At 64.6% G+C, this 18,670-nt stretch carries 18 protein-coding genes; all 18 read right to left on the bottom strand.

The genetic code is table 11. The features are described from left to right. Positions 1-17: 17 nt before the first annotated feature. The 18 genes from flhB to fliS all read right to left on the bottom strand — a co-directional run bounded on the left by flhB (position 18) and on the right by fliS (position 18,668). Positions 18-1,196, bottom strand: a complete 1,179-nt coding sequence (gene flhB, locus KUV86_RS06345) for a flagellar biosynthesis protein FlhB (RefSeq protein ID WP_206941916.1) — start codon at positions 1,194-1,196, stop codon at positions 18-20. Between the two features lie 229 nt (positions 1,197-1,425). Further along, on the bottom strand, positions 1,426-2,082 hold the full coding sequence (gene cheZ / locus KUV86_RS06340; RefSeq protein ID WP_206941914.1) for a protein phosphatase CheZ: 657 nt from the start codon (positions 2,080-2,082) through the stop codon (positions 1,426-1,428). Positions 2,083-2,108: 26 nt separating this feature from the next. Then, positions 2,109-2,498 carry a chemotaxis response regulator CheY gene (gene cheY, locus KUV86_RS06335; protein WP_206941913.1) on the bottom strand — a complete coding sequence of 130 codons (390 nt, stop codon included), beginning with the start codon at positions 2,496-2,498 and terminating at the stop codon, positions 2,109-2,111. A gap of 39 nt (positions 2,499-2,537) precedes the next feature. Then, entirely contained in the window at positions 2,538-4,229 is a 1,692-nt protein-coding gene (locus KUV86_RS20070) for a methyl-accepting chemotaxis protein (RefSeq protein ID WP_222484131.1), read from the bottom strand. 42 nt (positions 4,230-4,271) lie between these two features. Beyond that, positions 4,272-5,330, bottom strand: a complete 1,059-nt coding sequence (locus KUV86_RS06325; RefSeq protein WP_224907888.1) for a chemotaxis response regulator protein-glutamate methylesterase — start codon at positions 5,328-5,330, stop codon at positions 4,272-4,274. Between the two features lie 55 nt (positions 5,331-5,385). Then, a complete protein-coding gene (locus KUV86_RS06320; RefSeq protein WP_206942557.1) occupies positions 5,386-6,222 on the bottom strand; it encodes a CheR family methyltransferase in 837 nt (278 codons plus the stop codon). Positions 6,223-6,266: 44 nt separating this feature from the next. Next, positions 6,267-8,417, bottom strand: coding sequence for a methyl-accepting chemotaxis protein (locus KUV86_RS06315; protein WP_222484125.1), 2,151 nt, complete (start codon positions 8,415-8,417; stop codon positions 6,267-6,269). A 92-nt stretch (positions 8,418-8,509) separates the two neighbouring features. Then, positions 8,510-10,249 carry a methyl-accepting chemotaxis protein gene (locus KUV86_RS06310; protein WP_224907889.1) on the bottom strand — a complete coding sequence of 580 codons (1,740 nt, stop codon included), beginning with the start codon at positions 10,247-10,249 and terminating at the stop codon, positions 8,510-8,512. A 65-nt stretch (positions 10,250-10,314) separates the two neighbouring features. Continuing rightward, positions 10,315-10,818, bottom strand: coding sequence for a chemotaxis protein CheW (gene cheW / locus KUV86_RS06305; RefSeq protein WP_206941909.1), 504 nt, complete (start codon positions 10,816-10,818; stop codon positions 10,315-10,317). Further along, positions 10,815-12,938 (bottom strand): chemotaxis protein CheA, encoded by a 2,124-nt coding sequence (cheA, locus tag KUV86_RS06300; protein WP_222484123.1) that lies wholly within the window; start codon positions 12,936-12,938, stop codon positions 10,815-10,817. Before cheA ends, cheW begins: the two co-directional genes overlap by 4 nt. Before the next feature lie 17 nt (positions 12,939-12,955). After that, complete coding sequence (gene motB, locus KUV86_RS06295; RefSeq protein WP_206941907.1) at positions 12,956-13,927, bottom strand: flagellar motor protein MotB; 972 nt, start codon at positions 13,925-13,927, stop codon at positions 12,956-12,958. Further along, complete coding sequence (motA, locus tag KUV86_RS06290; RefSeq protein ID WP_206941906.1) at positions 13,924-14,796, bottom strand: flagellar motor stator protein MotA; 873 nt, start codon at positions 14,794-14,796, stop codon at positions 13,924-13,926. Before motA ends, motB begins: the two co-directional genes overlap by 4 nt. Positions 14,797-15,081: 285 nt before the next feature. After that, entirely contained in the window at positions 15,082-15,660 is a 579-nt protein-coding gene (gene flhC / locus KUV86_RS06285; protein WP_206941904.1) for a flagellar transcriptional regulator FlhC, read from the bottom strand. A 2-nt stretch (positions 15,661-15,662) separates the two neighbouring features. Further along, a complete protein-coding gene (locus tag KUV86_RS06280; protein ID WP_206941902.1) occupies positions 15,663-15,983 on the bottom strand; it encodes a flagellar transcriptional regulator FlhD in 321 nt (106 codons plus the stop codon). A gap of 293 nt (positions 15,984-16,276) precedes the next feature. Further along, positions 16,277-16,561, bottom strand: coding sequence for an EscU/YscU/HrcU family type III secretion system export apparatus switch protein (locus KUV86_RS06275; RefSeq protein WP_222484122.1), 285 nt, complete (start codon positions 16,559-16,561; stop codon positions 16,277-16,279). After that, positions 16,551-17,840 (bottom strand): flagellar hook-length control protein FliK, encoded by a 1,290-nt coding sequence (locus tag KUV86_RS20065; RefSeq protein WP_222484120.1) that lies wholly within the window; start codon positions 17,838-17,840, stop codon positions 16,551-16,553. Before KUV86_RS20065 ends, KUV86_RS06275 begins: the two co-directional genes overlap by 11 nt. Continuing rightward, complete coding sequence (gene fliT / locus KUV86_RS06265; protein WP_242520793.1) at positions 17,837-18,235, bottom strand: flagellar protein FliT; 399 nt, start codon at positions 18,233-18,235, stop codon at positions 17,837-17,839. The genes KUV86_RS20065 and fliT overlap by 4 nt, the downstream gene beginning before the upstream one ends. Before the next feature lie 16 nt (positions 18,236-18,251). Then, on the bottom strand, positions 18,252-18,668 hold the full coding sequence (fliS, locus tag KUV86_RS06260) for a flagellar export chaperone FliS (RefSeq protein ID WP_206941896.1): 417 nt from the start codon (positions 18,666-18,668) through the stop codon (positions 18,252-18,254). Positions 18,669-18,670 lie beyond the last annotated feature (2 nt).

Here is an 18,670-nt window from a genome sequence, read left to right as displayed (position 1 = left end):
GGTGCTGGTGTCAGCGGTCATGGCTGTCTCTCATCGGTAGTCACGTCCTGTTCGGGCGCATCGGCGGCCACGGCCAGCTCGTCGGGAACGGCGATGGCCGTGGGGGCAGGGGGCGGGGCCTCGCCCTCGCTGGCGGCTCGCTTGAGGCCGAAGGCCCAGGCCAGCACCTCAGCCACGGCGGTATACAGCGCCATGGGGATCTCGCGATCGAGATCCACGTGGCGGTAGAGCGTTCTTGCCAGTGGCGGCGCCTCCAGCAGCGGCACCCCAGCCTCCTGGGCCAGGTCGCGGATGCGTGCGGCCACCGCGTCGGCTCCCTTGGCCACCACCCGCGGCGCCCCCATGTTGCCCTCGCGGTAACTCAAGGCCACGGCGAAGTGGGTGGGGTTGGTCACGACCACATCGGCCTCGGGCACCTTGCTCATCATGCGTCCGCGGGCCATGGCCTGCTGCTGCTGACGAATGCGGCCCTTGACCTGGGGGTCGCCCTCGGATTCCTTGTGTTCCTGCTTGATCTCTTCCTTGCTCATGCGCAGCTTCTTGGCATGGCTCCAGAGCTGATACGGCACATCGATCAGGATCACCACCACCAGGGTCAGCACCATCAAGGCGCTGGCTTCGGCCGCCATGCGCATCGCTGCGGCCAGGGCGGCGGCGATCGGCATCTCCATCAGGCCCAGCGCATCGCCCTTATGCAGATAGACGTAGCCCAGGCCGACGCCGCCGACCAGTACCGACTTGGCAATGGCCTTGGCCAGCTCTGCCAGGGCGTGGGTCGAGAACATCCGCTTGAGCCCCTTGGCGGGGTTGAGCTTGGACAGCTGCGGCTTGAGCGACTTGGCCGACACCAGCCAGCCTCCCAGCAGCGCTGGCGCCACCAGCGCGATCAGTGTCAGCAGCAGGAACAGGGGAATCAGGCTGATCAGGGTGCGGCTACCCAGGTCGAGGGCCTGGGACAGCATCGGCATGGTTTCCATGGCCTCGCGCCGCTCGAACAGGAAGGCCTGCTCCATGACCGAACCTAGCTGACCGTAGAGCATGGCACCCATCGACCACAGCCCGACCACGCCACCCAGCAGCAGCATAAAGGTGGCCAGCTCGCGGGAACGGGCTACCTGGCCCTCCTCCCTGGCCTTCTCCAGGCGTCGGGGGGTGGCCTCTTCGGTCTTTTCCTGATCGCTCGCGCTATCGGCCATGGGCAGTCAATGGGCACAGATTCTGGTATGACCCATTGTCGCCGCTGTTAGCCAGATCAAAGGCTCGAAAAGATGACGAGAACGCAGGCTTACCCCCGGATGGAGGTAAGCCCAGAGACATTCCTGGGAAGGACGGTCAGACGCCGGATCAGCGCCGCAGCCGAACGATGTCGTCGGCGGTCACGCGCACGGCAGGCCTGTCACCAGGCGTATGGACCACGGCGTGAGCTTAGAAGCCAAGCTCGTCCAGCAGATCGTCGACCTGGTCCTGACTGGCCACCACGTCGCTGCTTTCCGGCTTGATCTGCGGGCCGTTGAGCAGCGAGTCCTCGTTGCGCCGCCGCAGGCTGTCGCGGGCATCCGTATCAGGCACATTGTCGATGAGCACCTGCACCAGCTGGTCCTCGATCTCACGGATGACGTCCATCATGCGCTTGATCACCTGGCCAGTGAGGTCCTGAAAATCCTGTGCCATCAAGATTTCCAGCAGCTCCTTCTGGGTGGCCTGGGTGTTTTCCGGCACCATCGCCAGGTAGGCGCGAGTGTCGCTGACCAGGTCGCGGGCGTCGTCCAGCTCCTTGGGAGCGTCGAACCAGGCCTGCCAGCGCTCGTCCAGGGCCTGGGCATGCTCGCTCAGGCTATCCTGCAGAGGCTGGGCGCGATCGATGGCGTTGAGTGAACGTTCTGCAGCCTGCTCCGTCATGCTGGCCACGTAGCTGAGACGATCACGAGCGTCGGGGATGGCCTCTGCGGCCTTTTCGATCTCCTTGTCCAGGCCCAGCTCACGCATGCTTTCACGCAGCATGCGGGTCAGCTGGCCAATGCGCTGGACCAGGTCGTCGCCTTGTGCACCGGAGTTGGCGCTGGCGATCTGCGGGTGTGTCATCGTTGTCTCCTGGTGACGCCTTGGCGTCACATGCCGAGCTTTTCGAAGATCTTATTCAGCTTTTCTTCCAGGGTGGCGGCGGTGAAGGGCTTGACCACATAGCCGTTGGCGCCAGCCTGGGCCGCGGCAATGATGTTTTCCTTCTTGGCCTCGGCGGTCACCATCAACACCGGCAGTGCCTTCAGACTGTCGTCGCCGCGGATGGTCTTGAGCATCTCGAGGCCGTCCAGGTTCGGCATGTTCCAGTCGGAGACGACAAAGTCGTAGCCGCCTTCACGCAGCTTGTTGAGCCCGTCCTGTCCGTCCTCGGCTTCCTCTACATTGGTGAAGCCCAGTTCCTTGAGCAGGCTGCGCACGATACGTCGCATGGTGGGAAAATCGTCCACCACCAGAATGCGCATGTTCTTGTCGGCCATGAATCAGGTTCCTCATCGTTCGCTTGGGGAGGAGGGGGCCTAGAAGGCCTCCCATTCGGTTTCTTCGTGTCGTTGTGCGGTGCGTGTCGCGGGGGGCGCCGACTCGTCGTTGCGCGGTCTTGCGTCAGCAAGCGTTGGCGCGTCCGCGGCCGGTTCCGGGGCACGCTGAGAAAGCGCGGCGTTGCTATCGTCGGGCAGCTGGAAGATGGCTACCGTCGTGGCCAGCTGGCGGGCCTGGATGGCCAGGTCTTCGGCGGCGCGGGATACCTGCTGTACCAGCGCTGCATTTTGCTGGGTGGTCTGGTCGAGCTGGGTGACGGCCTGTCCGATCTGGCCGATACCCTCGCTCTGCTCGCGGGAGGCCACGGCGATCTCGTCGACAATGTCGTGGACCCGGCGCACGGCGTTGACCACCTCAGCCATGGTGTCACCGGCCTGGCGTGCCAGCTGGGTGCCCCCGTCGATACGCTGGGTGGATGTCTCGATCAGCGTCTTGATACGTCCTGCCGCCTCGGCGCTGCGGCTGGCCAGGCTGCGCACCTCGCCGGCGACGACCGCGAAGCCACGGCCCTGCTCGCCGGCCCTGGCGGCTTCCACCGAGGCATTCAGCGCCAGAATGTTGGTCTGGAAGGCAATGGCGTCGATCATCCCGGTGATATCGCTGATCTGACGGGAATCCTGGCTGATGGTCTCCATCGTCTCGACCACCCGCCCGACCACGTCTCCGCCCTGCTCGGCGGTGGTCGAGGCCTGGCTCGCCAGATGTCGCGCCTGGCCTGCGTTATCGGCATTCTGGGCGACGGTGGTGGTCAGTTCGTCCATGCTGGCGGCGGTCTGTTCGATCGATGCTGCCTGCTGTTCGGTGCGTGCCGACAGGTCGACATTGCCAGCGGCGATCTCGCGACTGGCGTCGGCCATGCGAGTGCCGCCGTGGCGTACCTCGCTGACGGTCTGGCCCAGTTTGGCCTGCATCTGGTGCATGGCGGTGAACAGCTGGCTGATCTCGTTGTTGCCGCGCACCTCGATGGGCTGGGAGAGGTCGGCGTGGGCGATCGCGTCCAGGGTATTCACCGCGCGCTTGAGCGGTTTGATCACCAGGCTTCGCAGCAGCAGGTAGGCGCCCAGCACCGCCAGCAGGATCATCACCAGGGCAGCGATCTCGAGCAGGCGGTCCGTGGCCACCTGGCGTTCGAAGTCGGCCTTGATGACATCGCCACGGCGGTCGGCGTAGTGACTGAAGTCATTGAGCACGTCGTTGAGGGCGTCAAGCTGCGGTGCCAGTTGACGGCTGCCCGCGGTGAAGCGCGTCATGTCGCCGGCTTCCAGCGCGTCGATCAGTGTCATCGCGCCCTCGATGACCTGGGGATAGCGGTCTTCGATCAACTGCCCCGTGGCGTCTCCCTGAGCGGTGCGTGGCACGGCGGCAAAGCGTTCGAAGTGGGTCCTGGCGCGTTCGACCAGTTCCCTGGCATGGCCAAGTCCGGACACCAGTTCCTGATTGACGCCGCCTGATGCCACTTCCACTTCCAGCAGGGCCTCATTGAGCAGCGCGTCACCGCGGCTGACGGCGTTGAGCTGCTCGACGTTGATACGATTGAGCAGAGACAGGGTCTGGGCGGCCTTGTGACTGCTCAGCATGCCGATCCCGAGGCCGACAATGGCCGCCACGAGCAGGCTGGCGAGCATCGCCACCATCAGGGTGTGCAGGCGAATATGGTGAAGTCTTGCCACGGTAGAGTCCTCTAGCTGACGGCGCCCTGCCCAGGGCGATGATCAAACACGTTGGGCGCGCCCTGCTGCGGCCACCAGGGCCAGGATGCGCGGCGCCACGTCGGGCAATGCAATCACTTCCGTGGCGCCGCCCAGGGCGATGGCTTCCCGCGGCATGCCGAACACCACACAGCTGGCTTCGTCCTGGGCGAGGGTCTTGGCGCCGGCTTCGCGCATGCGCAACAGGCCCGCCGCACCGTCCTTGCCCATGCCGGTCAGCAGCACACCGACGGCATTGGCACCCGCCAGGCGTGCCACGGAGTCGAACATCACGTCCACCGAGGGGCGGTGACGGTTGACCGGTGGGCCTGCGTGAAGTCGCGCGATGTAGTTGGCACCGCTGCGGGCGAGTTCCAGGTGATGATCGCCGGGGGCGATATAGGCATGGCCCGGCAACAGGCGCTCGCCGTCGCTGGCTTCCTTGACGGCGATTTGGCACAGCCGGTCGAGGCGTTCTGCGAAGGAACGGGTAAAGCCCCCAGGCATGTGCTGGGTGATGATGATCGCCGGGCTGGCGGCAGGCAGTGGCTCTAGCACCTGCCGAATGGCTTCGGTGCCGCCGGTGGAGGCCCCGATGGCGACCAGCTTTTCACTGCCGATGATGGGTGCAGAAAGGCGCTGTGGTGGGGCTTCCCGAGGCTTGGTCTGACGCGGCCGAGAGCGCGCAGCAGCGCGTATCTTGTCGGCAATGTCATTGGCGTAGTCGAGCATGCCGTCGCGGATGCCAAGGGTCGGCTTGGCCACAAAATCCAGCGCGCCAAGCTCAAGCGCCCGCAGGGTGATGTCCGAGCCGGCCTGGGTCAGTGACGACACCATCAGCACGGGCATCGGTCGCAGCCGCATCAGTCGCTCAAGGAAGTCGAGCCCGTCCATGCGCGGCATTTCCACGTCCAGCGTCAGCACGTCCGGGTCGTGGCGCTTGATCAAATCGCGCGCCACCAGGGGATCCGGCGCCACTGCCACCACTTCCATATCCGGCTGGGATTGGATGATTTCCTTGAGCAGGTTGCGAATCAGTGCCGAATCATCGACGCACAACACCTTGATCTTGGGGGCACTCAAGCCGCTCTCCTCTGGGTGGTCCATGCCAGGATTATCGGCAGGCGCGCGCCGATCTTTAGACGTCTGTCAGGGCGCCTGGCAACTGGTAGACCGTCTGCCCGCGCAGGCGGAAGGCGGCGGTGATCTGGGAAAAGTTCTCGGAATGTCCGGCGAACAGCAGACCGTCGGGCTTGAGCAGGGGGGCAAATCGCTCGAGGATGCGCTTTTGGGTTGGCTTGTCGAAATAAATCATGACGTTACGACAGAAGATGGCGTCAAAACGCCCCTCCAGCCCCCAGCTGGGCGAGAGCAGGTTGAGGGCGTTGAAGCTGACCCGACGGCTGAGCTCGGGGTGGACCCGAGCCATACCCTCCTGACGTCCCTTTCCCCGCAGGAAGTGGCGCCTGAGCAGGGCCGGGTCAAGCCGCGACAGCTGCTCGATGCTGTAGACCCCGGCCCGGGCGCGGGCCAGTGCCTCGGTATCGATATCGGTGGCGATGACCTCAAGATTGGCGGTGTTGCCGCCAAGGGCATCGCTCAAGGTCATGGCGATGGAGTAGGGCTCCTCGCCGGTAGAGGCGGCGGCGCTCCAGACGCGGTAGCCGCCGGAGCGCTGACGCGCGTGCTCTGCCAGCAAGGGAAAATGGTGGGCCTCACGGAAGAAGGCCGTGAGGTTGGTGGTCAGGGCGTTGGTGAAGGCTTCCCATTCCCTGGCGTCCGGGCGCTGTTCGAGCCGCTCCAGGTAGTCACTGAAGCGTACCAGGCCGTGATGGCGCAGGCGCTTGGCCAGACGGCTGTAGACCATCTCGCGCTTGTGCTCGGCCAGCACGATACCGGCCCGCTCGTAGATCAGCTGACGAATGCGAGAAAAGTCTCGTTCGGTCAACAGCAGGTCGCGCTCGAGCGAGGCCATGGCCTCGCTCGGATGACCGCTGATAGAGGCTGCCAGGGGGTCGTTCAAAAGGCTTCCCACTCCTCGTGGTGTGATGATGGGGCCGCAGGAGCTGCGCGGGAGGGCGCTGGCTCGTTGGCAGCCGGGCGGCGCGTGGTGTCGGGCTGTTCACTGACCTCTTCGCGCACGGCGCCCTTGAGACGGAAGGCGCGGATAGCGAACGACAGCGCCTCACTGTGATCCCGCAAGCGCATGGCGGCAGCGGCAGACGTCTGCACCCGAGCGGCGTTCTGCTGGGTGACCTGGTCCATTTCGGCGACGGCCTGATTGATTTGCACGATGCCGTTGCTCTGCTCGTTGGACGCTGCGGTTATCTCCGCCATGATGTCATTAACCCGGGTGGTGGCTTCCATGACCTCGGTCATGGATGCCTCGGCTTGACGTACCAGAGCGGCACCGCCATCCACGCGCTGGTTGGCATCGTCGATCAGTGCCCGAATTTCGCTGGCGGCATCGGCGGAGCGCCCGGCCAGGGTGCGCACCTCTCCGGCCACCACCGCAAAGCCACGGCCTTGCTCACCGGCACGGGCGGCTTCGACCGAGGCGTTCAGTGCCAGGATGTTGGTCTGGAAGGCGATGGCATCGATGGTCGAGATGATCTCGGCCATCTTGCGTGACCCTTCGGTGATCTCCCCCATGTTGCCGACCAGGCGCTGCATCAGCTCGCCGGTGGCCTGGGTCCGTTCAGCGTTGTCAGAGGCCAGGCCGCTGGCCTGACGGGCGTTGTCGCTGTTATGGGCCACCGTGGTGGTCATCTCTTCCATGCTGGCGGCGGTCTGCTGCAACGACGACGCCTGCTGTTCGGTACGTGCCGACAGGTCTTCGTTGCCACGCGCGATCTCACCCACCGCAGGCGTGACCTGGGCGATGGCGCGGTTGACGTCGCCGACGATGCTGCCGAGGCTCTTGCGCATGACGTCGAGGCCAGAGACGACCTGGCCAAACTCATCGCGGCGGGCACGCGGGACCTGGGCACCGAGATTGCCGGAGGCGATCTGCAGGCTGAAGCGCTGCACATCGCGCAGTGGCTTGAGCATGGCGCGCAGGGTCAGGGTGCCAATCAGCACCAACAGCAACAGGCCTGCGCCGAGAACGCCGGCGAGCACCATCAGCATATTTTGCTGCATCTGGTTGGCCTGCATGGCCAGGGCATTTGCGGACGCCTGCTTGTCCTGGATCAGACTGGTAACGCGATTCGACAGCGCCTTGCCCTGGGCCTCCACACCGCCGATATGATTGGGCAGGGCCACAAACACTTCGTAGCTGTCATCACCGGACAGGATATCAATGGAGGCGCCGAGGCCTTCTTCCAGATAGTCGTTCAACTGGGTGTCGAAGGCGTCCGCCAGCGCGGTCTGGTTGACCTCACGGGCGTGATAGCCGTCCCATAGCTTCGTTAGGCTTTCCTGAATGCCCGCCAGGTTGGCGGCATGCTCTTCGCGCTTGTCCATCAGCGCCATGCGTTCCTTGCCGACCAGCGACTGGTAGCCCTGGGTGATCAGCTGATCCATGCGCTGCAGCCGGGCCACGTCCTGCAGACCATCCTGGTGAATGGCGGCCAGGTGGCTTTCCGCCTGACGCTCGGCGTACAGACCCACCGCGCCGCTGGTGGCCAGCAGCAGGACGGCGACGCCGATCAGCCCAATCAGGCGGGCCTTCATGCTGGTCAGGTTCAGGCGGCCCAGGGCGCCCAGCAGGCCACGTCGCTTGAGCTCACCCTGGCGCAGGACGAAGCGAGGGCGACGCTTGCCCGCGTGGTAGTCCGCGTAGGCGCGCTCGGCCAGCGCCACTTCATCGGCAGAGGCCTTGGTACGGACAGAGGCGTACCCCACGACCTCACCGCCTTCTTCCAGCGGAGATACGCTGGCCTTGACCCAGTAGAAGTCGCCATTCTTGCGCCGGTTCTTGACCAGGCCTTGCCAGTTGCGCCCAGCCTTCAGGGTCTTCCACAGATCGGCAAAGGCCGCTGGCGGCATGTCCGGATGGCGCACCAGGTTGTGATGGGCGCCGACCAGCTCGTCACGGCTGAAGCCGCTGACCTCGACGAACGCCGGGTTGGCGTAGGTGATACGGCCCTGAAGGTCGGTACGGGAGATCAGGAAGTGCTCTTCGTCGAGGACGAACTCTCGTTGTGTCGTGGGTTGATTGTTGCGCATCATGCCCCCTGCGTGGCGGTGTTCTTATGTGTTTCTTTTTGGGCTCCGCGCTGGGTGTTTAGGGGCACGCCAGCGCGGTTCTGGTCAGGGCGTCAGAACGACTCCCACTCCTCTTCACTCGCATTGCCGTCTGCGCGGCTGGTGGTACTGCTGGCGTGTTCGTTGCGTTGTTGCGCGTGACGGCTGGCGTCGGCATCGCGCTGACTCGAGCGCAGCGCCGGCATCCAGCGGGTCAGGTCGTCCTGGCGCTGGCGCTCACCGCTTTCGACAAGCTGGAAGCGGCTCATGGTGGCGGTCAGGCGGCTGGCCTCGGCCTCAAGCTGATTGGAGGCCGAGGCTGCCTGCTGCACCAGCTGGGCGTTCTGCTGGGTGACCTGTTCCATCTGGGTGATGGCGTCGTTGACCTGGCCGATGCCGTGGCTCTGTTCGGTGGTGGCAGAGGCGATTTCGTCCATGATGTCGCTGACCCGCGTCACCGCCTTCACCAGCTCGCGCATGACCCCGCCGGCTTCATCGACAAGCTCGGAGCCGGAGCCGACCTGGCTCAAGGAGGCGTCGATCAGCTCGCGAATTTCGCGGGCCGCCTCGGAGGAGCGGCTGGCCAGCTTGCGCACTTCCTCGGCGACCACGGCGAAGCCGCGGCCATGTTCACCGGCACGGGCGGCTTCCACCGACGCATTCAGCGCCAGGATGTTGGTCTGGAAGGCGATGGCATCGATGGTGCCGACGATGTCCGCTACCCGGTGGGAGCCAGAGCGGATGTCATGCATGGTGGTGACGACCGACTCCATCACGTCGCCGCCACGGCCAGCGGCACTGCTGGCCTCATTGGCCAGCTGGCTGGCCTGGCGTGCGTTGTCGGCGTTCTGGCTGACCGTGGAGGACAGCTCTTCCATGCTCGAGGCGGTTTCTTCCAGGGCTGCCGCCTGCTGCTCGGTGCGCGCGGACAGGTCGTTGTTGCCGCTGGCGATATGCTGGGCGCCACGGTAGATCAGGTCGCCGCTGTCACGCACGGCACCGACGGTGCTGGCGAGTCCGGCCTGCATCTTGGCCAGGGAGGCGTAAAGACGGCCGATCTCGTTGTTGCCGCGCTGAGGAATCTGCTGGTCGAGGCGTCCTCCCTCCACGGCTTCGAAGTAGCCAACCAGTCTGCCGAGCGGGCGAATGACGTTGATGGTCACTCCCCACAGCACGCCAGCGATGGTCAGGGCAGCGATCACCAGTACCGCAATGATGGCCCATTGCAGCAGGCTCATGCGCTCGAGAAAGGTGTCGTACAGGGCATGACCGTTGTGCTCGGCCGTGACGAAGAAGTCGACCGCCGCGGTATAGAAGGCTGTGCTCAGGCCGATCAGGTTCTCGCGCCCCTGGGTGAAGGCATCGGTATTGCCCGCTGCCAGCGCGGCCTGCTGCGGGGCCAGACCGTCATCGACCAGAGCATGAAAGCTGGCTTCGACAGCAGCGATTCGCTCCGCTTGTTCGGGCCGTGCCGGCAAGGCCATGAACTCGTCAAAGACCTGCTTGAGCTGGACCAGCTGGGCGTCCAGCGCGGCGGCGGCGGCGGTCAGGGGTTCCCGCTCCTCAGGCCAGACGGCGTCGAGCAGTCCGGCTTGGATGTCGCGCAGCTCCACCTGTACGAAAAGCTGCTGGGAATTGACCCGATTGAGCGTCGACTGCTGATCGACATTGACTTCATTGAGTCGCTGGATCGAATTCTCACTAAGCGAGGTGATGTACAGGCCAAGGCCGCTGAGCACCAGTACCAGCAGCGCGAAGGTGCCGAGTACCAGGGTCCAGCTCAGTCTTACCGTCATGTCGTTGAGTCGCTTCACGTGCCATTCCTATTGGGGCGTCTTTTCTTGTCAGCCGTGGGGCGTTGGAGTCGTCAGGGGCGTGTTCAGGCGCTGGCGCCGGCGTGCTCGACCAGGGCCATTTCATCGCTGGTCAGCAGCTTGTCGATGTCCACCAGTACCAGCATGCGGTCATCGAGGCTGCCCAGACCGCTCAGGTAGTCCGACGACAGGGTCACGCCGAATTCCGGCGCTGGCTTGATCTGGTCCGGCGCCAGGGTCATGACGTCGGAGACCGCATCGACCACGATGCCGACCACCCGTGTGCCCACGTTGACCACGATGACCACGGTCTGGCCGCCGTACTCCACGCGTTCCAGGTGGAACTTGATGCGCAGGTCGACAATCGGAACGATCACGCCACGCAGGTTGGTGACACCCTTGATGAAGGCCGGTGCGTTGGCGATGCGGGTGACGTTCTCGTAGCCACGAATCTCCTGAACCTTGAGGATGTCGATGGCGTATTCCTCGTCACCGAGGGAAAACACCAGAAATTCACGATGGCTCAGGTCGGTGGCGGCCTGTGCCGCCAGATCGGTGTGCTGGTTCATGCTGAAAGGTCCTCCGTCAGGGAGTGAGAGGCGGTCTGGCTAGCGAGGTCGCGGGGCTTGCGCTGGCGCTTCTCCCGATGCAGCCGGTGCAGATCGGCGATATCGAGGATCAGCGCCACGCTGCCATCACCGAGGATGGTGGCGGCAGAGACACCGGGGACTCGCCGGTAGTTGGTCTCGAGATTCTTCACCACGACCTGCTGCTGGCCGATCAGGTCGTCCACCAGCAGGGCATAGCGGCGGCCCTCGCCCTGGACGATGACCGCGATGGTCTCGGTGATCTCGGTTCGGGCATTGGCGACATCCAGCGCTTCGTGTACCGCCACCACCGGCAGGTATTCATCGCGAACCTGCAGCACCTGGTCATCGCCGGCCATGGAATAGAGGTGCTCCCTGGACGGCTGCAGCGACTCCAGCACCGCCGACAGGGGCAGGATGAAGGTTTCGTCGCCGACTCTGATCGACATGCCGTCGAGGATGGCCAGGGTCAGCGGCAGCACGATGCGGGTGGTGGTGCCCTGGCCCTGGCGCGACAGAATTTCCACGTGACCGCCCATGGCCTGGATGTTGCGTTTGACCACGTCCATGCCGACCCCGCGGCCAGACACGTCGCTGACCTGGGCGGCGGTCGAGAATCCCGGTGCGAAGATCAGCTGCCAGACCTCGTCATCGCTCATGCTGTCGGAGACGCTGAGGCCGCTGTCTCTGGCCTTGGCCAGGATGCGTTCACGGTCGAGTCCGGCACCGTCGTCGATCACCTCGATCAGAATGTTGCCGCCCTGGTGCTGGGCCGACAGGGTCAGGCGTCCGGTGGCAGGCTTGCCGGCGGCCAGGCGGGTCTGGGGAGACTCGATACCGTGATCCAGGCTGTTGCGAACCAGGTGCGTCAGCGGGTCGATGATGCGTTCGGTCAGGCTCTTGTCGAGCTCAGTGGACTCGCCTTCGGTGGTCAGCTCCACTTCCTTATCGAGCTTGCCGGCCAGGTCCCGAACCAGTCTGGGGTAGCGGCTGAAGACATAGTCCATGGGCACCATGCGCACCGACATCACGGCTTCCTGCAGGTCCCGGGCATTGCGCTGCAGCAGGTTCATCCCGTTGAGCAAACGCGGATCGGCAGCGCCGTCCAGCTCGCTGACCGTCTGATCGAGCATGGACTGGGTAATGATCAGCTCACCGACCAGGTTGATGATCTGGTCGACCTTGTCCACCGACACCCTGATGGAGCTGTTTTCCTTGGCCGGTTTCGCGCTGGTCTTGCGCTCGACACCAGCCGCCGCCTTGGCAGGGGACGTCGAGGCAGGCTGCGATGTGGACGGAGAGTCGGTGGAAGCAGAGCCCTGTGAAGAAGCGCCCTGTGAAGAAGCCTCCGGCTCGCTGCCTGTTGCCTGCGCGTGCACGTCATCGGCCGCGTTGGATGAGGCTGCAGTGCTGATCGCTACCTGCTCTGGCTCGGCGATAAAGCACATCACCGCCTCGATATCTTCGGCGCTGACGCTGGTGGACAGCACCACTTCGTAGCGCTCGGCATCGCCGCGCTGTTCCACCACCTCGCCCAGCTGGGCCAGCTCTTCCACCAGCAGTTCCCGGTCCTTGTCGCCGACGCCGATCAGCGCGACTAGCAGTTGGTCTCCTGCGCTCGGGAGGGTGGGCGCGTCCTCAGCCGGGGCGGCCTCAGGCTCTGGAGGCGTGGCGGGCGTTGGCGCTGCCTCATGGCCGCCATCCAGAGACTGGCCGATCTCTTCCAGGGCCAGCGTCTTCAGGGTCTGGCAGATGCGCTCGTAGGCCTCTTGATCCGGCGCCTGTTCGTTGCGATAGGCGTCCAGCTGGTCGTTGAGCATGTCCTTGGTTTCCAGAAAGATATCGACGATGTCGGGGCGCAGGCGCAGCTCCCCCCGGCGGGTATGGTCGAGCAGGTTCTCGAACAGGTGTGTGGTGCGTTGCAGCACGTCGAAGCCGAACGTGCCGGCGCCGCCCTTGATGGAGTGGGCGGCACGAAAGATGGCGTTGAGCTGCTCGGTGTCCGGCGCCGCCGGGTCAAGCTCCAGCAGATGGCGCTCCATGTCTGCCAACAGTTCTTCGGCTTCCTCGAAGAAGGTGTCGTAGAAATCGGTGATATCCATGCGTGTGTCACCCGGGGTCAGTGGGGCTCGTCGGACGGCGCTGTCGTGGCATTGGCCAGGGCGCCCTGGAAGCGCGCTTCGATGTTCTCGAGGGGGCCTGCCATCAGTGCCCTGTTGTCATTGCTGGTGGGGGGCGTGGAGCGCGGATCCAGCGTGCCGGGGTGACGGATCAGCTCGGCCACACTGGGAAACAGCACCACCAGCTCGATGCGGCGGTTTATCGGGTCGTCGGCCTGGGTGTCGGGCATGACGACCTGGTCGGCCAGCCCGGCCACGCGCAGCAGCTTGCCACTGTCGAGGCCGCCGCCGATCAGCTCGCGGCGCGACGCATTGGCGCGGTCAGAGGACAGCTCCCAGTTGCTGTAGCTACCGTTGCTGTTGAGGTAGGCCAGGCTATCGGTGTGGCCGCTGATGCTGAGGTCGTTGGGCAGGTCATTGAGCAGGGGGGCCATGGTACGCAGCAGGTCCCGCAGGTAGGGCGCCACCCGATCGCTTCCCAGCGCGAACATCGGACGCTGCTCATCGTCCAGGAGCTGAATACGCAGGCCTTCCTGGGTCATGTCAAAACGCAGTTGATCGCGCAGGCCACGCAGCTTGGGGTCCTGCTGGATGGCCAGCTCGATACGCTGCTGCAGGTTGCGAAAGGCCCGGCGCTGCTGCTCGCTGGGCCGGGTCTGGCGCTTCAGGTCGATGCGCATGCGCTCGCCCTGCTGGCTGGTCACGTCGGGGCCGCCTCCAGGAATGACCTGGGGGCTCATGGCGACGCTGTCACCGTTGGTCATCGACGCCAGCAGCGGCATGCTGAAATAATCGGCGACCCCCTCGCGGGTCTCGCGGCTGGAGGATGACAGGATCCACATCACCAGAAACAGCGCCATCAGTGCGGTCATGAAGTCGGCCAGGGCGATCTTCCAACTGCCACCATGATGACGATGCACCACTTTCTTGCGGCGGATGATGATGGGGCGACGCTGGTCGGCGCTGCTCATGCCGCCCCCGCGCCAGCCTTGGCGTCACGCACGTGATCTTCCAGCTCCTTGAAGCTGGGGCGCTCGCTGGTGTGCAACGCCTTGCGGCCGAATTCCACCGCCAGCTGCGGCGGGTAGCCATGCAGGCTGGCCAGCATGGTGACACGCAGGCATTGCAGCATCTTCACCGACTCGCCTGTCTGACGCTCGATGCGGCTGGCCAGTGGGCTGATAAAGCCATATCCCAGCAGAATCCCGAGGAAGGTGCCGACCAGAGCGTGGGCAATCATCACGCCCATCTCGGAAGGGTCGGCGGCGGAAGCGCTGAGCGCCTTCACCACGCCCATGACCGCGGCCACGATCCCGAAGGCCGGCATGGCGTCGCCGACCTTGGCGATGGCATCGGCGGGGATATGCGCTTCCTGTTCGAACATCTCGATCTCATGGAGCATCAGTTCGTCGATCTCCATGGGATCCATGCTGCCGGCGACCATCAGGCGCAGGTAGTCGGTCAGAAAGTTCATGATCATGGGGTCGGCGAGCACCTTGGGATACTCGCTGAACAGCGCGCTCTCGGCGGGGTTGTCGATATCCCGCTCGATCCCGAGCATGCCGTCGCGCCGGACCTTGGCCAGAATCCGGTAGAGCAGCGCCATCAGCTCCATGTACATGGCCTTGTCATAACGCTTGGAGCGTTTCAGGCGCGGGAAGATGCGGAAGGTCGCCTTGAGCGCCTTGCCGTGGTTGGAGGCGATGAAGGCACCGAGACCGGCACCACCGATCATCAGCAGTTCGGTCGGCTGGAACAGCGGGCCCAGGCTGCCGCCGGAGAGCACGAAGCCTCCGAACACCGACAGCAGCACGACCGCGAATCCGATGGGTATCAGCACGACGACTATCCTTTGCTGGGACGTGGAAGACGTTCTGCTGGTGTTATCGGCCTGATCACGCAGGACTTGAGCGTGAAATCAGCGTTCATGGAAAAAAAGTGCCTGTTCGCGGCGGGTCGGAGTTTGCACCGGCTTCATCGTGGTCGCGAAGAGCGCCAAGCTATCCCAACGGCGGTGCTGGGCTGGGCGGCGAGGATCGGGCCGCTGAGGTGAGCTGAATCGGAGCAAGAGAGGCAGGAACCACCACGCCGGGGCTTGCTGCGAAGCCCTCGGCGCGGGGCTGGATCAGGCTTGGTGCTTGACCGGTCGGGCGATCGGCTCGGCGCTGACGCCGTCCTGTGTCAGCGCCTGGCGACGGCGGGTCTTGCCGGCACGGGAAGGGGGTTGGCAGATGCCGCACACATAGTCATGGCTGGGGGAGTGGGCATGGGCCACGAAATGTCCCTGGCACCGGGTGCAGGTGTTCAGCTGCAGCAGGTCGCTTTCGAAGAAGCGGATCAGGGTCCAGGCGCGGGTCAGGCCCAGCACCGGCTCGGCGGCGTCGATATCGACCTGCTCGGTATACAGCCGGTAAGCCTTGACGAAAGCCTCCATGCGCTCGCAGTCCTGCTCCAGCAGACGCTGGTAGTAGGCATAGAACAGCGAGGAATGGATGTTGGGCAGCCAGGTGATGAACCAGTCCGTGGAGAACGGCAGCATGCCCTTGGGCGGAGACATGCCTCGAACTTCCTTGAACAGGCGAATCAGGCGCGCCCGGCTCAGGTCGGTTTCCGTCTCGAGTACCTGAAGACGAGCGCCCAGCTCGATCAAATCGATCGCAAGCTGAACCTGGTGCATCTCCTCGACCAGACTCTTGGTGCTCATGGTCATGCCCCTCCGGCGCGAGCCGAGTTGCAGGCCATCAGCAGGGAAGAATGAAGATGGGCAAGTCCCTGCTCCCGCGGGTTGTCCACGACTTGGCGCAGCTGGTCGGTGGAACCGATGCCAAGCTGGCACAGCAGCTGGTTGGTGCGGGACAGGCGGGTCAATTGGCGTGCGTTGAAGCTCTCGAGAAGATCCGCCTGTTCCTCACTGATGTTCAGGCGTAGCCTGGCAGTGGTGCGGTCTTCGGCCAGCAAGCGCTGCGCCAGCAAGAGATAGGCAAGATTCAATTCCTGAATCTCGTCGATCAGTGAGTGACTGCTCATAGGTTCCCTGCCTTGATCGTTTTCTTTTTTGCTGATCATCGCCAGCTTTAGATAAAACTGTTACACCCCTGGGGATGCGGACGAAGAGTATCGCCACTGTGTGACGTTTACGTGTTCGTCTTCACTCCTTCGTCCGGGGTATTGTCGATCAGTAACAGTGTGGCGCAAGGCAAGAGTGCCGCCAACGCATCAACGCTGGTTGGCTGATATGTATCAAGAAAAATGAATGTTCATAGAAAACCGACGCTTACGACGCCATAAAAAGCCAAGTAAACTTAGCGTCGTACATTTATTTACCTTTTTGTTTCATTTCTTACATCATTCAGCTCGCCAATCCATACCAGCAGCTCGGCAATGACCTGGTAAAGCGCAGGCGGGATCTGTTCATCCAGATTCAACTGCATCAGCAGACCCACCAGGGCGGGTTCGTCGTGGACGTGGATGCCCTGCTGGCGCGCCTGGTCGATGATCCGGGCTGCAATGTCCCCATAGCCCTTGGCGATCACCCTGGGCGCACTGTCTCCCTCGCCGTAAGCCAGAGCTACGGCCTGGCGCCGTGAAGGCGTGTCATCCGTCATCGTCGGCGCCTCGCTGGATGGTCATGCTCACCTCGCCGACGCCATGGCCGCTCAGGCGTTGGATCAGGGTCGCGCGGCCCTGTTCCAGCTGCTGCCTGAGGGGTTCGCTGGCGGTGGCAAGGATCAGTTGGAGGTGCTGTTGTCCGACCACGGCAGTGACGCTGAGCGTGCCGTGGTCGGGCAATGTGAGCTGGATGTCCGTGCGCCAGGCACCCTCGTCGCCAGGCTCCTCTCCGCGTTGCTGGCCCCCTTCGCGCCGATCGGGTTCGCGTTGAGGCGGATGGATGGCCAGGGCCATGAACAGCCCGCTCCAGACATCGCCTTCCCAGCGCAGGACGGGGGCGGCGAGCAGCTCTAGCTGATGGCGAACCAGCGGCGCCAGGCTCTCGTGAACGCCGGTTGGCTGCGCGGGCTCCTGGCGTCCCGAGGACCGCTCGCCCGCTTCGACCAGGACATCGCCCCGAGGATGGGCCACCGGTGCCAGGCTGGGCAGGAAGCCGGCGGGTTGGGTGGTTCGCCAGGGCGCCTGTAGTGTCGATGGGCTCGAAGGCGCCACGCTGGGATCGCTGAGGGGGCGGAAGACCAGGGGGCGCCACATCTGTGGCTCCCGAGCGAGTTGGGCGCGATCCAGCTCGCCACCCAGCCAGCGTCCCAGGTGGGATTCGTAGAACAGGCCACTGTCACGCACGCTGGAGCCAAGGCGCTCGGCCAACTGGGCCACCGCTGGGGTCGAAGGGCCAGCCAGAGGGGCGCCTGCAACGGGTGAGCCAGCAACAGGCGCACTCGCAACAGGCGCACTCGCAGGCGGTCGGCTAGCAAGGGAGGCTGCGGCGGCAGAGCTGGCCGCGGTTGCTGCCGGCGGAGGTGGCGAGCTGGCGGCTGGCGACAGCGTTGCGGGGGATGGCTGGGCAGCCGCTGCAGGCCCTGGTGGTGTTGCCAGCAGCGGACGTGATGGCGACAGCGCCGAAGGCGGTGCGGGAAATCGCGCCAGCAGCTCAGCGATACGCGCTCCCGGAGCGCTGAGCTGGGTGATGGTCGAGGCGGGGCGGTCAGCGCTTGGTGCGGTGTCCCCACTGGCTGAAGCAGGCGCGGAGGTGGTGACACTGCTGTGAGCGGTACGTCGAGCGTCCAGCCGCGAGTCGCTGTGTACGGCGCCCGGCCCGCGACCTGGGTCGATCGGCTTGACCGGGGCGTTGGGGTCCTTGGCGGGGGGCACATCGACACGCTTGCCCAGCACCTGGTGGAGCAGGGTGTCGATCAGCGGGGTGATGCCGCTCACGGCGTCTCACGACGGAAGCGAGCGCCGGCGTTCACCACGCGACCGCCGGTGTAGGCACGGTGCAGATCCTGCTGGTTACGAGAGACGTTGAGCAGTTCGCCCAGCTCGTCCCGCCGTTCGACCAGACATTCACGCACTACCAGGTCATTGTGCAGGATGGCCTCGAGCAGCTCACCCAGACGCTGGCGCTGGGTATCGCTCATGCCGTCTGCGGGCAAGGGGCCCTGAAGCGCCGTGACCTGGGTCACGTAGTCCGTTTCCAGGCGTACCAGACCGTCCCAGTCATGCTCGCTGGCCATGGCCAGCATCTGCTCGGTCAGCGCCAGCAGCGCTTCGTAGCGAGTCAGCAGCAGGGTCGCGGTGTCGGTACTGTGGTACTCGGCAAGCGGGGGCATGGAGAACCTCGGGCGCTCAGGGGTGATTAGGGGTGCCGATCTCGCGCCAGGCCGAGGCGACTTCCTCGATCAGGCGTTCGGCTTCGTCGAGGCCAGCGACATCGTTGCGCAGGTTGGCATCGAGCAGGCGGCGGGCGATGTAGTCGTAGAGGCTATCCAGCTGGATCGCCACCTCCCCACCCTTGTCGCCATCCAGAACAGCACGCAGGCCGCTGTTGATGATGTCGAGAGCCTTGGAAATGGCGGCGCCCTTGGCCGCGATGTTGCCGTCTTCCAGGTGTAGCCTGGCGGCGCGAATCGAGGCCTGGGCGCCGTCGAACAGCATCACGATCAATTGATGCGGACTGGCCGACATCACGCCGCTTTCTACTCCCATGCGCGCATAGGCGCCGGCGCCGCGGCCGCGGCCGTAAGTGGCCTGTGCCTGGTTCATCT

It is taken from the genome of Halomonas sp. DP8Y7-3 (assembly GCF_019801675.1).
Taxonomy (GTDB): domain Bacteria; phylum Pseudomonadota; class Gammaproteobacteria; order Pseudomonadales; family Halomonadaceae; genus Halomonas; species Halomonas litopenaei_A.
Note: the sequence above shows the minus strand (reverse complement) of the source record. Positions and strands in the feature narration are given on the sequence as shown.

Bases quoted from the DNA above. Each gene is read 5' to 3' on its own strand.
- flhB (WP_206941916.1), bottom strand. From the start codon at position 1,196: ATGGCCGATAGCGCGAGCGATCAGGAAAAGACCGAAGAGGCCACCCCC.
- cheZ (WP_206941914.1), bottom strand. From the start codon at position 2,082: ATGACACACCCGCAGATCGCCAGCGCCAACTCCGGTGCACAAGGCGAC.
- cheY (WP_206941913.1), bottom strand. From the start codon at position 2,498: ATGGCCGACAAGAACATGCGCATTCTGGTGGTGGACGATTTTCCCACC.
- KUV86_RS06320 (WP_206942557.1), bottom strand. From the start codon at position 6,222: ATGGCCTCGCTCGAGCGCGACCTGCTGTTGACCGAACGAGACTTTTCT.
- KUV86_RS06315 (WP_222484125.1), bottom strand. From the start codon at position 8,417: ATGCGCAACAATCAACCCACGACACAACGAGAGTTCGTCCTCGACGAA.
- cheW (WP_206941909.1), bottom strand. From the start codon at position 10,818: ATGAACCAGCACACCGATCTGGCGGCACAGGCCGCCACCGACCTGAGC.
- cheA (WP_222484123.1), bottom strand. From the start codon at position 12,938: ATGGATATCACCGATTTCTACGACACCTTCTTCGAGGAAGCCGAAGAA.
- motB (WP_206941907.1), bottom strand. From the start codon at position 13,927: ATGAGCAGCGCCGACCAGCGTCGCCCCATCATCATCCGCCGCAAGAAA.
- flhC (WP_206941904.1), bottom strand. From the start codon at position 15,660: ATGAGCACCAAGAGTCTGGTCGAGGAGATGCACCAGGTTCAGCTTGCG.
- KUV86_RS06280 (WP_206941902.1), bottom strand. From the start codon at position 15,983: ATGAGCAGTCACTCACTGATCGACGAGATTCAGGAATTGAATCTTGCC.
- KUV86_RS06275 (WP_222484122.1), bottom strand. From the start codon at position 16,561: ATGACGGATGACACGCCTTCACGGCGCCAGGCCGTAGCTCTGGCTTAC.
- fliT (WP_242520793.1), bottom strand. From the start codon at position 18,235: ATGCCCCCGCTTGCCGAGTACCACAGTACCGACACCGCGACCCTGCTG.
- fliS (WP_206941896.1), bottom strand. From the start codon at position 18,668: ATGAACCAGGCACAGGCCACTTACGGCCGCGGCCGCGGCGCCGGCGCC.